This is a genomic window from uncultured Allobaculum sp., from assembly GCF_948576815.1.
GTDB lineage: Bacteria > Bacillota_I > Bacilli_A > Erysipelotrichales > Erysipelotrichaceae > Allobaculum > Allobaculum fili.
Genome location: NZ_CAPAEZ010000059.1, coordinates 1 through 16,142, shown reverse-complemented (window position 1 = coordinate 16,142; position 16,142 = coordinate 1). Strand labels below are relative to the sequence as shown.

14 protein-coding genes are annotated in these 16,142 nt (G+C 46.8%); 5 read left to right on the top strand and 9 right to left on the bottom strand.

Annotated elements, in window-relative coordinates:
- Nucleotides 1–293: 293 nt before the first annotated feature.
- Nucleotides 294–1,358: a hypothetical protein gene (locus tag Q2J39_RS08430; RefSeq protein WP_289068939.1), complete on the top strand. Its 1,065-nt coding sequence runs from the start codon at nucleotides 294–296 to the stop codon at nucleotides 1,356–1,358.
- 452 nt (nucleotides 1,359–1,810) lie between these two features.
- Here the strand turns inward: Q2J39_RS08430 and Q2J39_RS08425 are convergent, their stop codons facing one another.
- From Q2J39_RS08425 to Q2J39_RS08385, 9 genes are all read right to left on the bottom strand, one after another.
- The gene (locus Q2J39_RS08425) at nucleotides 1,811–2,125 is read right to left on the bottom strand and encodes an SH3 domain-containing protein (protein ID WP_242743616.1); all 315 of its coding nucleotides are present in this window, start codon (nucleotides 2,123–2,125) and stop codon (nucleotides 1,811–1,813) included.
- 196 nt (nucleotides 2,126–2,321) lie between these two features.
- Nucleotides 2,322–3,311, bottom strand: coding sequence for a restriction endonuclease subunit M (locus Q2J39_RS08420; protein WP_288340076.1), 990 nt, complete (start codon nucleotides 3,309–3,311; stop codon nucleotides 2,322–2,324).
- Between the two features lie 229 nt (nucleotides 3,312–3,540).
- Nucleotides 3,541–4,059, bottom strand: a complete 519-nt coding sequence (locus tag Q2J39_RS08415; protein ID WP_230267973.1) for a hypothetical protein — start codon at nucleotides 4,057–4,059, stop codon at nucleotides 3,541–3,543.
- Nucleotides 4,060–4,081: 22 nt separating this feature from the next.
- Nucleotides 4,082–4,714: a hypothetical protein gene (locus Q2J39_RS08410; protein WP_288340078.1), complete on the bottom strand. Its 633-nt coding sequence runs from the start codon at nucleotides 4,712–4,714 to the stop codon at nucleotides 4,082–4,084.
- A 13-nt stretch (nucleotides 4,715–4,727) separates the two neighbouring features.
- A complete protein-coding gene (locus Q2J39_RS08405) occupies nucleotides 4,728–4,994 on the bottom strand; it encodes a DUF6353 family protein (protein ID WP_288340080.1) in 267 nt (88 codons plus the stop codon).
- Nucleotides 4,995–5,169: 175 nt separating this feature from the next.
- Entirely contained in the window at nucleotides 5,170–5,688 is a 519-nt protein-coding gene (locus Q2J39_RS08400; protein WP_230267976.1) for a TRAP transporter TatT component family protein, read from the bottom strand.
- A gap of 317 nt (nucleotides 5,689–6,005) precedes the next feature.
- Nucleotides 6,006–7,733, bottom strand: coding sequence for a DUF2201 family putative metallopeptidase (locus Q2J39_RS08395; protein ID WP_288340082.1), 1,728 nt, complete (start codon nucleotides 7,731–7,733; stop codon nucleotides 6,006–6,008).
- Nucleotides 7,720–8,949, bottom strand: coding sequence for an ATP-binding protein (locus tag Q2J39_RS08390; protein ID WP_288340084.1), 1,230 nt, complete (start codon nucleotides 8,947–8,949; stop codon nucleotides 7,720–7,722). Before Q2J39_RS08390 ends, Q2J39_RS08395 begins: the two co-directional genes overlap by 14 nt.
- 22 nt (nucleotides 8,950–8,971) lie before the next feature.
- Nucleotides 8,972–12,280, bottom strand: a complete 3,309-nt coding sequence (locus Q2J39_RS08385; RefSeq protein ID WP_288340086.1) for an SNF2-related protein — start codon at nucleotides 12,278–12,280, stop codon at nucleotides 8,972–8,974.
- Between the two features lie 520 nt (nucleotides 12,281–12,800).
- Between Q2J39_RS08385 and Q2J39_RS08380 the strand changes: the two genes are divergently transcribed.
- The 4 genes from Q2J39_RS08380 (at nucleotide 12,801) to Q2J39_RS08365 (ending at nucleotide 16,090) form a co-directional block, all read left to right on the top strand.
- Complete coding sequence (locus Q2J39_RS08380; protein ID WP_288340088.1) at nucleotides 12,801–13,775, top strand: diaminopimelate dehydrogenase; 975 nt, start codon at nucleotides 12,801–12,803, stop codon at nucleotides 13,773–13,775.
- A gap of 330 nt (nucleotides 13,776–14,105) precedes the next feature.
- Nucleotides 14,106–15,005 carry an HAD hydrolase family protein gene (locus Q2J39_RS08375; RefSeq protein ID WP_288340090.1) on the top strand — a complete coding sequence of 300 codons (900 nt, stop codon included), beginning with the start codon at nucleotides 14,106–14,108 and terminating at the stop codon, nucleotides 15,003–15,005.
- A 186-nt stretch (nucleotides 15,006–15,191) separates the two neighbouring features.
- Nucleotides 15,192–15,875, top strand: a complete 684-nt coding sequence (locus tag Q2J39_RS08370) for a DUF3267 domain-containing protein (protein WP_288340092.1) — start codon at nucleotides 15,192–15,194, stop codon at nucleotides 15,873–15,875.
- Nucleotides 15,876–15,898: 23 nt separating this feature from the next.
- Nucleotides 15,899–16,090, top strand: a complete 192-nt coding sequence (locus Q2J39_RS08365) for a hypothetical protein (RefSeq protein WP_288340093.1) — start codon at nucleotides 15,899–15,901, stop codon at nucleotides 16,088–16,090.
- The last annotated feature ends 52 nt before the right edge of the window (nucleotides 16,091–16,142 follow it).

The window sequence follows — 16,142 nt, the reverse complement described above, 5'->3', positions numbered from 1 at the left end:
GTAGTTGGGGTCGCTGCTAATCGGGTGTCCTTGGAATAGGTTGACTCTAAAAAAAATTCCACTTTCTGGGGTACAGTTTATAGGGGTATATACAGATTCTGCCTGGAAAACGGAATCTCCTGGTAATTAAAATTCTTCTCCAGCCTGTACAGCGGAAGACCGAGAATGGTTTTCATGCAGGTAATATGAGCCAGAAGAGATGGTGAAATGTAGCTGTGCGGGATCAGCTTAGGATTGGGATTATCCCCGCTGAAAATCACAGTATCACCGTTTTCGTCTGTCCAGGCGAAGTGATGAATAATGGTTCTGCTGTTATAAATCTCTGCGCACTGGTATCCAATTTCTTCACAGATTGTCGGAGCAAGTTCTCGGCACTGGTCTTTGATTTCCAGAAATCGGGGATCATCAGGATAAACATCCTTTTCTCTGACTGGGAGCTGATCAATCGACTCCCGTCTGCTTTTTCTCTTCTTGCGGATATGCTCCTGAATGACAGTGTATTGCTCCGCTTCTTCTTCGGCAGCCTGCTTCTCCAGCTTTTCCTGCTCTGTTGGTTCTGTCTCAAAGAGGGGGATCTGTTCAGTCGAAGAGTCGTAAATCATGTTGGTAAGACGGCGTTTCTTGCTGAGAATTTGCCGGATCAGATAGATCAGATCTTCGGTATTGGACCGAAGTTCTTCTTCTGTCAGGCTGTTGAGCAGCTGATTCTTGGGGTGATCGGAGGAATTCCGATTTCTGCAAACGATTATTCTATCACCGAAGAAAAAGCTGATAGCTATTCAGTTTCACTAACAGAAAATTCCATCGTCGAGTCGATCGAAGTTAATGTCAACGGAGATACAATTTTCGTCAATCGTGAAACATTCGAAAACAATAATGTACTCCTGACTATTACAGAAGATGGAGTAACCCAGACATTCAACCAAACTGGTTCTTATGAACTTCTCCTTCAAGCAGTAAAAGGAGAGCTAAGAGCGAATGATGGACGCTTCTATGGACGGGTAGCAGGGTATAACTACAGGTATATGAAGGCTGTCTCTTCAACCGATTACCTCACTCCGCAAAACAACACATATTCAACTATCCTAGCTGCGGTTTCTGGTACGCTTGGATATCTAGGTTTACCTGGTTCAACAATCACTGGCATAGCCTCTATGATCTTCGCAGCAAATGCTGCACCTGTAGAGACGAAAATTGTCACAACGCGACATTGGTATGAGATGACGGAGAAATCTTCGGGTGGATTCATCGGTTATCATTGTGAGTATGTGGTAGGTACTTATGTTCGTAATTCTTCTGGTGGATGGACGTATCTTGGTTCGCAGACTGGGGAATTCGATAGTTTTGATGTATATTAACATCATCATAACGATTATGTCGAACAAAAAGATTAAACAAACTTTTGTCTCTCTACTCATCTTAGCGACTGTTTTCCTGCTTCTTGCCAATGGATTTCCAAATAGTGGGATCGCTATAATCTTAACAGCCCTGACGTTAGCTTTATCTGTATGTGTAAAATCAACTAACAAATGGGGGTTGTGTTTGATTGTTGCTGCAGTTGTCGGAGTAGCGATAGCTCTTTTGTATTTTTTAAGTCACCATGACTGGATCAGCTCCTTAGCGTGCATTATACCAGCGGCTATATTGTCGGATATTATAGTGAAATCTTTCCGAAAGCTTAAATAATGCAGATACCTACAAACAATTGAGCCCTGATGTATTTGGACATCGCTTAGAGCGCTCACAGTAAAATAAGCCCATCAGGCAGACAGGATCAATTCCTGCCATACCTGATGGGCTTTCATATTGTCTAGTGAAATGTTCCCCAGGGCTCAAAGTTTCTTCCAGCAGAATTTGCTTTGCCGCAAGCCATCCAGCGTCTGGTGTGAGTTGTTGCAGAGATCCAGGAGATCCAGACATAACCTTCACGGATGACATAGCCATCATAATTGACACTCATGCCTTTGTTGTAGGTCAGCCCGGTATCCTTGCCGGCAACAGAAGGTGCTTCTCTAATCTTGATTGCATCAACAGTAACCCTTGCTGGTGTCAACTGAAAAATTGCAGTTTGATCAATTGAAAAGTTGCAGCTGGCATCTCCGGTCAGCAGGACAAAATACGCCAACCTCAAGTGTTCTGTGAACGAAACAGATGTAGGGCCTCCCCCTGCCGGTTATCTGTAATCCTGCAGAGGTTCTCGGTCAGGTCAAGGGTTTAAGCGAAGCGGCCCTTGACCTGGGCGAGGTTCTCTGCGATCTTTCTCGATCCGGCAGGGGGAGGCCCGGCTTTTGTACTTACCCTTGCCAGCTGCCTTATTGCTGTCAGTCAAGTATAAAAGGAGGGTTTCCCAGCACGATGTCCCACTTTTTTTTGGCCATATCTATTCCTTCTTTCCTTTCAATCTCTTTGTATCGAATCGTTTTTTTCGCTCTCCACTTTCGTACTTTACAAAGTGGAGCTTTTTCTTCTGGTTTGTCTTCAATATCGAAAAGGGTCATCTGCTCAAAGACTGGCTGCGGAACACCCAATGGGACAGTTCCGTTCAATCCGTCCATTTGCCAGAAATTCCAAGTGATGATGTTTGTGATGGCAGTAAGAAGATCTTTATCGGCTTCTTTGTTCCAAACGCTTTGGTAGTAATCAACAAATGTCATGAGCAGGTTGATGCGGCCAATGAGTAAATTGTCGCCCTGGTACTCATAGCCGTACACACTTTCATAGGCACGCGTCGCCCACTTGATCCAGTCTTCTTCATTGTCTGTGTTCTCCGTAACAACCCGCAGCTTTCGATCAAGAATCCCGATTCGTTCTTCAACAGGAATGATCTGTCCGGTTGAAGCGTTGTATCGGGATACAATGAATGGTGCTTCGCCACAGGTGATTTCAAGAACTGATCGGTCAACGTAGTCTTTCCACTTCTTACCTTTGAAATCGATCATTTCGGTTTTTGTCTCCCAGGTTTGATCTTTTTCAATATTGAATACGTCAGGACTTCCGAACCATTCTTCATCAAGGTGGTTAACCATTTTGTTGACAATCCAGGACGGGGTGAAAACTTCTGCTTTGGATTTGGTTCGCTGCTGCTGAGTTTCGAGTGCTTTAAATGCTCTTGGCTGAATGAGGACAGGATTGATTCCAGCTAGTGCACCAGGAGTGATTTCAAAACGATCACAGTACTTGTCTCCGTACTCACTGTAACCATCCGTAGCCCATATGATCCGCTTGCCTGTTGTCTTATCGATCAACAGCTTTTCAAGGATTATTTCGAGAGGGTATTTTCGAAACTCAATGATTCCTTTCATCAGCAGCATTTCCTCCTTCAGAATATGATTTGTAGTTAGTACCCATTATAAAGGAATTAGCGGCTATAAGTTCTTAATCCTAGAACCTATAGCCGTCCGTGTTGGCAGGGTGGTTGAGTGCTGATCGACCTTAGGAAGATGCGTTAGCAGCAACAATATGAAGATTGGTTTATCAGTCCCGTTGATATAAAAGATGTCCGAATTTGTTTAGCGATACCATCCTGATAACTCTTTTTACCTATTGATAACCAAATACTTCGCAAACAAACGCATTCATTTGCGAACATATTTCCAGATTTCTGAAGTCTTCGTATGGATTGTTCACGACAAACAGGGCTCCGTTCTCTCCGTTGGGTTCGTAGTCACGGTTCATCATTCGCTCGATTTTCTGATCCACATCGAACGGATTAAAAACAGAGTTGTCCATATCGGCAAGACCGAGGTTGTTAAGCATCATCCAGAACCAAGTTGGAGTCTGGTCTCCGGCCTCCCAGTCATACAATCGACTTTCGGTTTTCTGTGCTACTCCGATGAGCAGCTCCAGAACAGAACAGTCCTCATCTGGATAGTCCGATAAATCTCCATTAAATAAATATCGTAAATAAATACCATCTTGGGCGCGGTTGCGATCTCGTTCAATCGGAAATCTATCGAACTTTTTGTTCTGTAAATAAAAGAATAGGTTGGAATAGTCCCGTTCCAGATGCAACCGATTCGGAACTAAACCAACCAAATACTGAAAATACTCCTGACTCAATAGTCCTCCTTCAACTCAGGATTTATTGATTCTGATACCGCTTCGACTCAGGAATATGGTCAGCATACTCATCATATGATTCCATAATCTTCCCGATGGCGAAGTTTTGGCCAAGATCGGGATTCCGGATATACATGGAAGCATCCATACAGTCCTGAAGGAACGCATCCAGATTATCTTTTCCGAACAACTCATTCGCGAAGTCCCTATCAATGATGAAATCATCCTCATCGATGAAGACCTCATCGGTGGTGATCTTGATCTCCTCATAGATGGGCGCATCATCCCTATAGTCATCCGCAATAATATCCCGGATCTCCACCCGATCTGGAACGCTTTGGTCGTTTTCGGGAGGTTGTGTTTTAGGCATCTCCGTCACTTGTTTGCTCTTGGCTGAATAGTCAACGACCTGAGCTTTTGTTTTTGTTTCGTTCGGTTCCAATGACACAACCTCATCGGACTGACTATTCTCCTGCAGATCGGTTGTAATCTCCGTTTCTTCCGGTTCGTTAGAACCTTCGTAATACTGAATGACCTCGTTAACCTGCTCACTGGCAATCTTACTATATTTATCTTTCATAAAGTAATTTGTCAGCCAATAGCTGATCGTACCTCCTGCCAGCAAACCCAGTAGAAATGAAGTAACTTTGTTCATATCTCTCCTTATATTAAATTGTTCGCATTCGTACGTTTTCAATGATTTCCCCATCAACATTCGGATCGATCAGGAACCCATCTCCGAATTCCGTTGGTCGGAGATCGACATAACAGTCTTTTCCTCCGTCTTTTTTATTGTCGATCCAACCAACAACCTGGCCGGCCTTCGTTTCGTCAAAGCCAAGTTCTCGATATACCGTGTTGAGGAATAGGAATCCGTCTCGGTGAAGTTTGTTGTTCAGCACCGATGTTTTGACCTTCAACCATTGCTCAACCAAGAATGGATCTTTGTCAAAATCCGGATTATGTAACTTACGGATATATCCTTTATATAAAGCTATTTTCAGGTTCAGATTTCAGGAAAAAGTCGTCTTTTTACGGCTTGTAACATAATATTGGATAGACTTTACGACTGTTTCATCCTCTTATGCATGTTTGACCAGCTGCCTTGCTTTACTCGTAGCCCGATACTTCACAGACGAATGCATTCATCTGAAAGAAGATTTCCATTGTTCTGAAGTCTTCAGATGGATGGCTTACCACAAACAGTGCTCCGTTTGCGCCATTAGGTTCATACGCACGGTTCATCATCCGTTCAATCTTCTCATCCGCAATACATGGATCGAATCCAGAATTATCCATACTGGAAAGTCCAAGATTATCGAGCATCATCCAGAACCACGTCGGTGTCCGGTCTCCAGCTTCCCAGTCGTACAGTACATTTTCAGTCCTTTTGGCGACTCCAATGAGCATTTCCAGAATTGAGCAGTCTTCATCGGGATAATCTGATAAATCTCCATTGAATAAATATCGTAAATAGATCCCGTCCTGAGCCCGGTTTCGATCTCGGTCGATCAGATACTTATCGAACTTTTTGTCGTTCAGATAAAGAAACAGCCTGGAATAAACACGTTCCGGAAGCTGTCGATTCAGAACTGAACCAGCCAGATACTCAAAATACTCCTGACTCATTGCAGCCTCCTTTAGTTCGGGTTTATGGATGTACCCATCATACTGTCCAAAATTCCGGTAAAAACGTCTGATCGACGTCAAATAAAGCTTACCCATTTTCTTCCCTGTTTGATACGGCCTCTTTTTCCCTCTTTTTCCGCCAGTACTCCAATGCCAAGCTTCACTGTATATATTGAATAATATTAAATCATATTATATATATTTATATATATATATATATATATAATAGTGAATTTGTTCATAAAATCACAGACTAAAAAAGCGATTCACAAAGTGACATACGCTGTCGTCCCGCTGTGAATCGCGAATGAGCTGATCTAAAGCGCATCCAGAAGCGCCTGTGTTTGCAGAAGATCCAGATGCAGCGTATAGCCCCAGGGTGCTTCGATCGTTGGCGATGTAATCAGCCAGACTACGGGGATGCCCTGAGCCATCTCTTCGGGAGGAAACTGTGCGTAGCCGTCCGTAAAGATCAGAATCATTGCCGGAAGCTGCTCAAACAGTTCATTCATCCGATCAAAGATCGGCTCAAAGCTCGTTCCCCCGCCGCCCCGGACGGATAGAAATTCGATATCTTCGTATTTCGAAAACGGGATCGGGCGTGAAAGAAAGATATCGAAAAACGAAATGTACCCTTCGACGGAGTCAATCTGCTGGATCATGGATCGAATCTCATTAATGAATTCTTCCAGTTCCCATTCGAAGACGGAACCGCTGACATCGACCACAACCCAGATGTTTTCGACCGCATTTCCGCTCAGATCGTCTAAATAGCCGGGCAGAATCGCCGGTCCCTTCATCCGCCGATCGGGTCTGGAAAAGGAATAGTCCGCAATATTGTGATGGAAAAGCTGACTGAGAATCGTCAGCCAGTCTACCTTTCCTTCGTCTTCCAGAGCTTTAATGTAGCGTTCCATGGTTCCAGGCAGAGAGCCGGTCTGTCTGGCCCATTCCGCTTCTTCTTCAATAGCTTTTGACCACTGAATTTCGAGTGAAGAGAAGTCTTCAATTTCTTTCCAGGCATCATGAGAATCCACTGCGGGATGATCGAATACTTCCATGAACGGGTCGTTCTGATGCATTACGGGCTTTCTGGTAGTCGATTCAACCTCAGACGGGATTTCGGGTGTGTTGTGCTGAAATGGCTGCAGAGCAGACGGTTCCTCTTCTTCCAGCTCTTCCTGAATTTCGGATTTACGCGAAGAATTCGAAAGCTCTGGATTTGAATTTTGAAGATTGGATTCTTTTCTGTTGCCCAGATTCGGTTTTCGAACCGATAGAATGCTGGAGGATACGTTTTGTTTTGGATCAGAAGAGGAATCTTCTTCGTCTTCTTCTGACTCCTCTTTTGAGGAGCTGTTTTCCTCTGGTCTGGATTCGTTTTGGACCGCTTGATCGTCTTCCGGCTGATCATCTTCCGTCTGATTATTACGGTCTATCGTCTGGTCCATTTCGTCGGAAGTACCCTTCTGGCTTTCTTCGTTATCCGACTTCCCTGCCCGCCCCGTCTGTTCAGTTTGTGAATCTTCGTCTTCGGGAGTCAAACCGCTGTCCGAAGAACTTTGCGAATCGAAATCCTTTGGAAGCTGATCGAGCAGCTGTTTATACACTTCTTCCGCGGTATGGACGCGTCCAGGAAGACCGTCTGGCGCGATGCACATCACCGGCTGATTTTCGAACAGAATGGTGTGGAGATGGAGCTCTTCAAGCGCTACGGAGTTCACAACGATATCGCAGGCAATTTGAAACAGATCAAAATTCATCGTTCCTGCCCGCAGCGGATGACCGAGCGCACAGTGCAGAATTTCATGAAGCAAAACGAATTCGAGCTGTTCATCATCGATTTCATCGACGAATTCCGGGTCAAAGAGAATCTGTTCCATGTTGGTCATAGCGGTTTTGCAGGGAGCAAAGGCAAAAGGCGTTCGCAGAAGCAGTCGGCCATAAAACGGAGTTTTCCCTAACAAAGACCTCCTGGCCAGCGTCAGACGGCGCGAGACGCGCATCCGCTGCTTTTTCAGGGCTTCGCGATCAGCTGTTTCCATACTTCTTTTTCCATTCCTTGTAGTAAGCGGAACTGATCATCGGCTTTTTCGTCGAATGAATCTGAAGCAGATCGTTGAACATGGACTGGGCAAAATCAGGCGGAAAATGCGATACATACGCAGCCAGATTATCCGCCTGCGTTACTTTTAGCGATGTTTTCCGGCTTTCCAGCTGCTTTTTCAGGGACTGGCAGAGCGAAAAAAGATGACCGGACGTTTTGGGATACGTGCGGCATTCGCCTTTTAAAATCGCCTCCAGAGAAATGTTCAGTCCAAGCCCCTCACAATACGAAAGGAATTCCACAGCTGTATCGAGTCCAATTGCGGAAGCAATGAGTGCCACCATCTTCTTTGGCGGCTCGGACGGATATAGAGACAGCAGCTGGCTGACAAAAGTCCAGGTACGCGGGGATGGATAAGCGATGTCATTAATGCCTGGATCAGCGCAAAGCCGAGTCTGGTCCTGTTCCAGAAAGCCAAGAATACGGGAATCGATTTGATTGGCTTCTGCCCATTTCTTCCAGTCGCGTACGCTTGGTTCGACCTGGAAATGGAGAAGACGCGAGCAGAGCGCTTTTGGCATCTGAAAAGCGACGGAGCGATCCGTTGTCCGGTTGCCGGCTGCAATGACCAGACAGTTGTCGGGCAGCTGATGCTCCCCTACTTTACGGTCCAGACACATCTGATACGCTGCCGCCTGCATGGACTGCGGAGCGGCGGTGAGCTCATCGAGAAGCAAAATGTTAACGACATCTTCCGACGGATCCATCGCAAAGATTTTCGGCTTAAGCCAGAGGGCGCTTTCGCTGGCCGCATCGGCGACTGGAATACCGCGCAGATCGATTGGAGAAAAGAGAAGAAGACGAACATCCGTAACAACAACACGCTTGCCGGTCAGGTTTTCCACACGCTGGGCTGCCTGTCTTACGCCCTCGGATTTACCGATACCCGGCTTTCCCCAGAGAAAGACCGCAGGAACGGTATGCAGGGGCATTCCCAGTTCAATTGCGCGAATGTAAAGATCGCTCAGCCGCTCCACCAGCTCGCCGGTATAGAGCGCTGGCATTCCGCTGGATTTGTTATCGAGTTTTACAGCCATGCGTCGATCCTCTCCATTTCTATTTCTTTGCGTATAAGGTTGTGCTTCACTCTGGTTCACCGTCTGGTTTACCTGTTCGTTCTGATCGCGCAGAATCGGCACTTTCGTTGCCGGCATTTCAGCCAGCCTGCTTCTGCAATCAGCTGTATGCCGCCTTTCTGGCCTCTTCTTTTGCCTGAGCTTCTTCTTCCAGAACGGCATCGATACGGGCCAGTTTTTCTTCGAGCTTTTCAATTCTGGCTTCGTGCGGGTTGCCTTTCGCCAGCTCCAGGTTTCCGTTTTCCGCGTTTTCGTTATAGCGCACAATCGCCTGTTCCGATTCGGTAATTCGATCGGACAGATGCGAAAGCGCATAGTCCAGACTCTGCAGCAGACCGGCTCCGTTCGACGGTTTGACTTTCAGATCGTAACCATACGTCTTGTAGTGGCCATACAGCGTCAGTTCAAAGGCTCCCGGATCATAGTCGCTGGAATGGCTTGGGTTTCGAACGATTAAAAACCCTTTGTAGTAGCCAATCTGTCTAGGAAAAGAGGTGTAGTACCAGTTATTGGAAAAGGCGCGAAGCTTGCTAAGAAGCTCATCGCCTAACTCGTGACGCTCCTGTCGTGTCATGGGGCGATTCTTTTCCTGATACAGTTTGATATCCCGTTTCACGCGTCGAATGGCGTTTTGTTCCATCTTGATCTTTTCTGGCACCTGATCCACTTCCGCCTGAAGGTTTTGCAGCTGGCGCTGTCTCTGACGGGAGAGCGCCTTAGTTTTTTCCAGACGGTTCGCGGTTTCCACGCGTTCCTTGATCAGCGGATTGCCAATCGCCAGAGCTTTCAGTTCCGCGTAGCTCAGTACCGTATCCGCAATATCGTCCATGTCGCGGCTTTTGGAAGAGCCGGACAGGAAGGATCCGATAAAGCGCTGCTTGTTTTCGAGAAGCTGCCAGCTGTACGAGTCAAAGGTGCCTTCGGTGATATACCGGCAGATGAAGACTTCCGGCGAGGTATTTCCCTGTCGAATAATACGGCCTTCTCTTTGCACCATGTCCGCCGGTCTCCAGGGCACGGAAAGATGATGGAGAGCCACCAGCCGCTCCTGAATATTTACGCCGGTTCCAAGCTTTTCCGTTGAGCCGATAATGACTTTGATTTTGGCTTTGTTTACAGCCGCAAACAGCTTTTTGCGTGCCGCTTCGGTTGGCGCATCGTGAATAAAGGCTACTTCTTCCGGTTTAAAGCCGCGATCGATCAGCTGTTTTTTCAGTTCGTCGTAGACGTTGAATTCCTTTTTCGGGGTTCCGATGTCCGAGAACACAATCTGTGCCCGGTCCGGATACTGTTCCGCGATTTTTGCGATCTGATCGGCGCATGCGGAGATTTTCGACTGGGCGATTTCTTCTTTGGGAATATCGATGTCGAGCAGACGCAGATCGAGGGCACAGCGGCGTCCGTCATTGGTGATTTTGAGAAGATTATCGTCTTTCATCTTTACCCGATGCATACGAACCTGTTCGGTACGATCTGCCAGTACATCCAGATACGCTTCCTGAGAAGACGTCTTTTTGACCTGAATATCGGTATAGCCGCTAAATGCCGGAAGAAGATCTTCATGGGCGTCCGCGTAATGGAAGTCGCAGATGGTCGAAAAGAGCGACATGAGTTCCGGTAAATTGTGGAACGTGGAAAAGCGCGTCACTGGTCGCAGCGAAGATGCATCCACATCAACTTCAAAGTTAGTCTCACGCTGCGCAAATGTATTGATCCACTGGTCAAAGCTGGAAATCTGCAGATCTTCAAGCGCATCAGGCTGGAGATAGTTTTGCAAAACGAACAGATCCGCCAGCGAGTTGGTCAGAGGCGTGCCGGTCGAAAAAATCATGCGGTCGACGGTTTTGCATTTCTCGACCATTTCCTTGCATTTGACCGCCCCTTCGGAATGAAGTCCGACGACATTATCGGCTTTGCAGTAGAGCGGGATGTTTTTGTATTTATGGACTTCGTCCACAAAGAGAACATCAAAATCCAGATCATCAAATCCCAGTCCGGGATTGGGATTTTCGCTCACCTTATCACGGTAGCGCTCGAGGGTTCGTGTCATCGATTCGAGCTTGCTTTCCAGTTTGGCACGCATCGGTCCTCTTGTATTCAGCCAGCTCTGACGGACTTTCTGGATTTCCTCCTGCTGCATTTCCACCCAGTAAGAAGGCGTCATTTTAATGCGGTCAAAAATGGAATGCGGAATATAACACACTGTAAAATCCGATGTCCGGATTTTTTCCAGTGTCTCTTCTCGGTTTTTCGGTCGGAAATCCGCTGGCCCGATAGCGAGTATGTCATCTTCTGGATACAGAAGTTCATGCGCATCCAGAAATTCCTGATACACCTGGTTTGGCATTGTAATCAGAATGCGTTTGGCCAGACCGAGTCGATGCAGTTCATGCGCGCCGCAAATCATTTCGTACGTTTTTCCCGTTCCGACTTCATGGGCGAGCAGTACGTTTTCATCCGAAAGAAGGATTCGCGCGATCGCGTTGATCTGGTGCGGATACAGATGAATATCCGGGTTCAGATCTGGGAATTCGAGAAAGGTTCCGTCAAATTCCGTCGTTCCATACGAAGAAAACTCTTCGTTATACGCCGTTTCGAGCTCTTCCATACGGTGGAGATCGGATTTGCACCAGTCAACAAACGCTTCAATGATTTTCTGCTGCTTTTCCTGCGCTTCCTGCGTCTTTTCCTTGTTCAGAAAGGATTTCGTAACAAAGTCGCCTTTTTCGTAAACGACTTTTCGATCATAGACTTTTACCGTTCGCGCATTCATCGTCTGTTCAATGATCTTCAAAGCGGAAATGTCCATGGTACCGTAGACCATTTCGTTCAGTACGGAAAATACTTCTCCGGATTTGAACTGAACGCGCCATAAGCCGAGCGTCGGTTCATAAATTACCGATCCTTCCATGAATACGCCCAGAAGTTCCTTAACGAAATCGGTATACATTTCTTCTGGAATCCAGGTGGCTCCCAGCGTGATATGAATGTGTTCGATATCAATTCTGGGCGGCAGCTTGCGATCGAGCGCGTCCAGATTGGCCTGAAAATAGCCCGGGCAGCGTTTCTCATAAGCATCGGCACGCATCCGTTTCTGACGGAGGTTTCCGTTCAGATAGCTTGCGGCCAGTACCCAGCCGTCACTGAGATCGTATTCTTCCGAAATCTTCATATGATCGGGATCCTGGAAAATGCCGTGGCCGCGAAGACGTCCAATCAGCTCTTCGATGCTCAGGCCGGAAGCTTTGCTCATCCATTTGAGATCGACGCGTCCATTTTCACGAAGACTGCCGATCAGCGCATCCCCTGCAGATCCTTCTGGAATCTGTACGGAAGGATCTGGAATCTCTTCCTGGGCAGATGCCTCTTCTGACTCTTCCTCTGGATCCATATCATAAAAAAGATCCATTTCTTCATACTGCATATCCGAATCGTACGCTCCCCCTTTTCTTCTCTGGCACAAGCTTTCAAATCATCCAATCCAAAACGGTTTGCGGATTATGAATTTCGATCGGAATCGTTTCATCTCTGCATTGTTTAAATCGGATTCTCTCCTGTGCAATGCTTTATTTTCGCACGTTTTCCAGTAAAAAAGAAGACAAGGTACTCTTTCTCTGCTAACGGACTATTCGAAATTCTTCGATCGCGATCCCCCAGTCAAAAAAAGAGCGGTTTTCATACGAAAGCAGAAAAACATTATTTCAATTTATTTTCGGAAATTGATTGCGGTGTTTCAGAAAGGCATGATGAAACACAGAAAAAATGAGACCGGATCGGACCTGCTGTATCGATCTCCCTATCACATCCAGGCAAAGACATGAAATTTCATATCCGATCTGCCTGAACCGCTGCTTTGAACAAAGGAAAGGCTGATCGCCAGACAGGCATCTTCAGATCGTATTCGGTCATTCAGTGAAAGGAACTGCATCATGACAACTCGTGTTGGTATTGTCGGTTACGGCAATCTGGGAAAAGGTACAGAAAAAGCCATTCAGGCTGCACCAGATCTTGAGCTGGCAGGCATCTTTACCCGCCGTAATCCCGAAAGTGTTCATCCCGTTTCAAATACGCCCGTCTACTCCATGGACGATCTTGAAAAATTCAAAGAAGATATCGATGTTCTGATTCTCTGCGGCGGTTCGGCTTCGGACCTTCCCGTTCAGACTCCGCAGCTGGCTAAACTGTTTAATGTGGTGGATTCGTTCGATACGCATGCCAGAATTCCAGAACATTTTGCGAATGTAGATCAGGCCGCAAAAGAAGGCGGCAAAACCGCAGCCATTTCTATTGGCTGGGATCCAGGACTCTTCTCTCTCGTTCGTCTGCTTTCTGAATCGATTCTTCCCGACGGCGATACGTACACCTTCTGGGGCAAAGGCGTATCGCAAGGCCATTCCGATGCGATCCGCGGCATCGAAGGGGTCGTGGATGCCAGACAGTACACTGTACCGCGCAGCGAAGCGCTCGAAGCCGTTCGCGCAAACGAAAGACCTCAGCTCACTACCCGTCAGAAACATACGCGCGAATGTTATGTCGTCATCGAAGAAGGCGCCGATCCGGATCGTATCGAACAGGAAATCAAGACGATGCCAAACTACTTCAGCGATTACGATACGACGGTATACTTCATCTCTCAGGAAGAACTGAACCGCGATCATGCAAAGCTTCCCCATGGCGGATTCGTTCTGCGCAGCGGAGCAACCGGTGAGAATAAGCATCTCATCGAATTCTCACTCTCTCAGGATTCCAATCCGGAATTCACCTCCTCTGTTCTGACCGCTGTAGCGCGCGCAGTTGTCCGCATGAACAAGGAAGGTCTTACCGGCGCGAAGACAATCTTCGACATCCCGGCAAGCTACCTTTCCTGGAAAACCGGCGAAGAACTTCGTTCCACTCTTCTTTAAACATTAATTCTCACCCTCTGTCTTTGGCGGACAGGGGGTATTTTTCGTTTTTTGCGTTTAACCGAGCCAGAATACTGTTCTTGAGCGAATTGTTGAAAGTGTCCCTTTCTCTTGAAATGGTAGCCGTCCCATTTCTGCGGCGCTCTTATAAGCGTATCAAGTATGCGGATTTGTTATCCTTATTAAAAATCCTCTGGGTTAAAATCCATCCTGTATAAACACCAGAAGGAAGTCTGAATGACCAGCCAGAATTCCGGCTTTTCTTCGATGAGGATTCTTCAGAACATCCGTATTTCAATGATTGTCAGAAAGGAAGAAAGCAGAAAATTTATGACCGCAAATCCGAATACTCCCCTTACTAATTCCGTTTCCAAAGAAAAAATCGATCTGAGCAAGAAGCCGTTTCTTACCAGCCCGGAACAGAAAGCGATCGTCTTTCTGGATCTGGACGGAACGCTCTGGATGCATGAAATCATTCCCGATTCCGCATTAAAAGCAATTCGCGAAGCCAGAGAAAACGGTCATCTGATTTTCGTCAATACCGGCCGCAGCAAAGACGGTGCGATTCAGTCCATTCAGTCTGTGCCGACCAGCGGTCAGGTCTATTCCGCCGGTACAGAAATCTGGATGGATGGAAAGCGAATTTTCTACCGTCCCATGCCTTCCCATAAGGCAAAGGCGCTTTTTGATCGCCTGCAGACAACGGGCTGCGGTATCATGATTGAAGGATCTGATTCCAGTTTTTCGGACCAGATCACCAGAGACTATCTCCAGCAGCTCGCTGCCAGACAAGGCATTTCCAGCCGGTATCTTCACGTCCCGTTTTACGAGGATATGCGCGATGAAGACTGGGAAAACGTCATGAAGATTTCCGTTCATGGTCTTAAACCTGGCGAGATTGATTCCTTCCTGCAGGAAAACGGTATGGTTCTGACGCTTTTCAGCAATCAGGATTTTAAGGATCTGCTCTCTGGTGAAATTACTATGAAAGATTTGAACAAAGGCACCGCGTTTCAGTCCATTCAGGACGCTTTGCATAAACAGTTCACTACGATCGCGATTGGCGATTCCGCAAATGATCTTCCGATGTTTGAAGCTGCGGATCTGGCCATTGCAATGGGTAACGGGACACAGGAAGCCAAGGCTGCGGCCAGCTGGATTACCGATACGATCGATAACGACGGCTTATACAAAGCGTTTGAAGCGGCTGGCCTGATCAAATCCAGATAATTCCATAATTCTTCCATTCCGCTTCCATCTGATCCGGGCGATATTGGTCAGATGCGCGTGTCTGAATGCCGGATTAATTTCCTTTTTCTTCACCTTGCTTTCCGTTTCACCCCGCATTACGCTTTTATCAAAGACGGAATGGAACCGCTTCAAACGAATACGTTTAAGAAAAGGAAATTGTAGTTTATGAAAGAAAACAGTGACAGCGTTTCTTCTTCGAAGAAACAGCTCGATGTACCACCTGCCCCTCCTGCAGCTGCAAAGCCAAAGACGGAAGCAGCGGAAAAAGAAACGTCCAGCATTCCCGCTGGCTATGAAGAAATCGGCCGTACCGATTTCAAGGACCAAAGGCTGATGCTCTGGATCAATATCATTGGTTCAATTCCGCCTGCTGCCGGCTTTCTCTGGTACATCATTTATTTCTTTAAGAACGATCTGCCTTATGCACAGTTCAACAGAGATTTTTTCTGGTACTGCCTCATTTACGTCGTCTACATCGTTCTCCACGAGCTGACACACGGAATCGTGTATTCCTTAGCCACACGCAGGAAACTCTGCTTTGGCTTTAATGGAATGATCGCCTGGTGCGGCGTTCCCAATGTCTATGTCAATCGAGCCACTGCTCTGACCGCTCTGCTCGCTCCGTTTGTGGTCTTTGACATTGTCTTTGGAATCCTGTGCTATCACCCGATCGTTGCCTGGATGCAGCCAGTCTTTGTGCTTCTGCTTCTGACCCACATTGGCGGCTGCATTGGCGATCTGTACGATACCTGGCTGATCCTTTTTGACTATCGCCAGAAAGGTCTGCTTATGAAAGATGACGGTCCTACCCAGATCTTCTACGCGCCAATTGAAGAGGAAAAGCATTAAGGCGGCTTGATAAAAGGCATGGTATGAATTTACGTACCCGCCAATCAAACACCGTGAACCAAAAAAACAAGAACGAGGTTCGGATTTTTCCATTCCGAAATGGTCTGGAGGGAAATCCGAACCTCGTTTTGATTTCTGTCGCAGTTCATGCGCAGCAGATAAAAAAAGAGCCCGTTTCCGAAGAAACAGACTCTCCTTTTTTTTTGAAAGAATGACAATGCTGTTCACTTAAGCTTCACAAGCTCACTTACAAATCAGGTTAGTTCC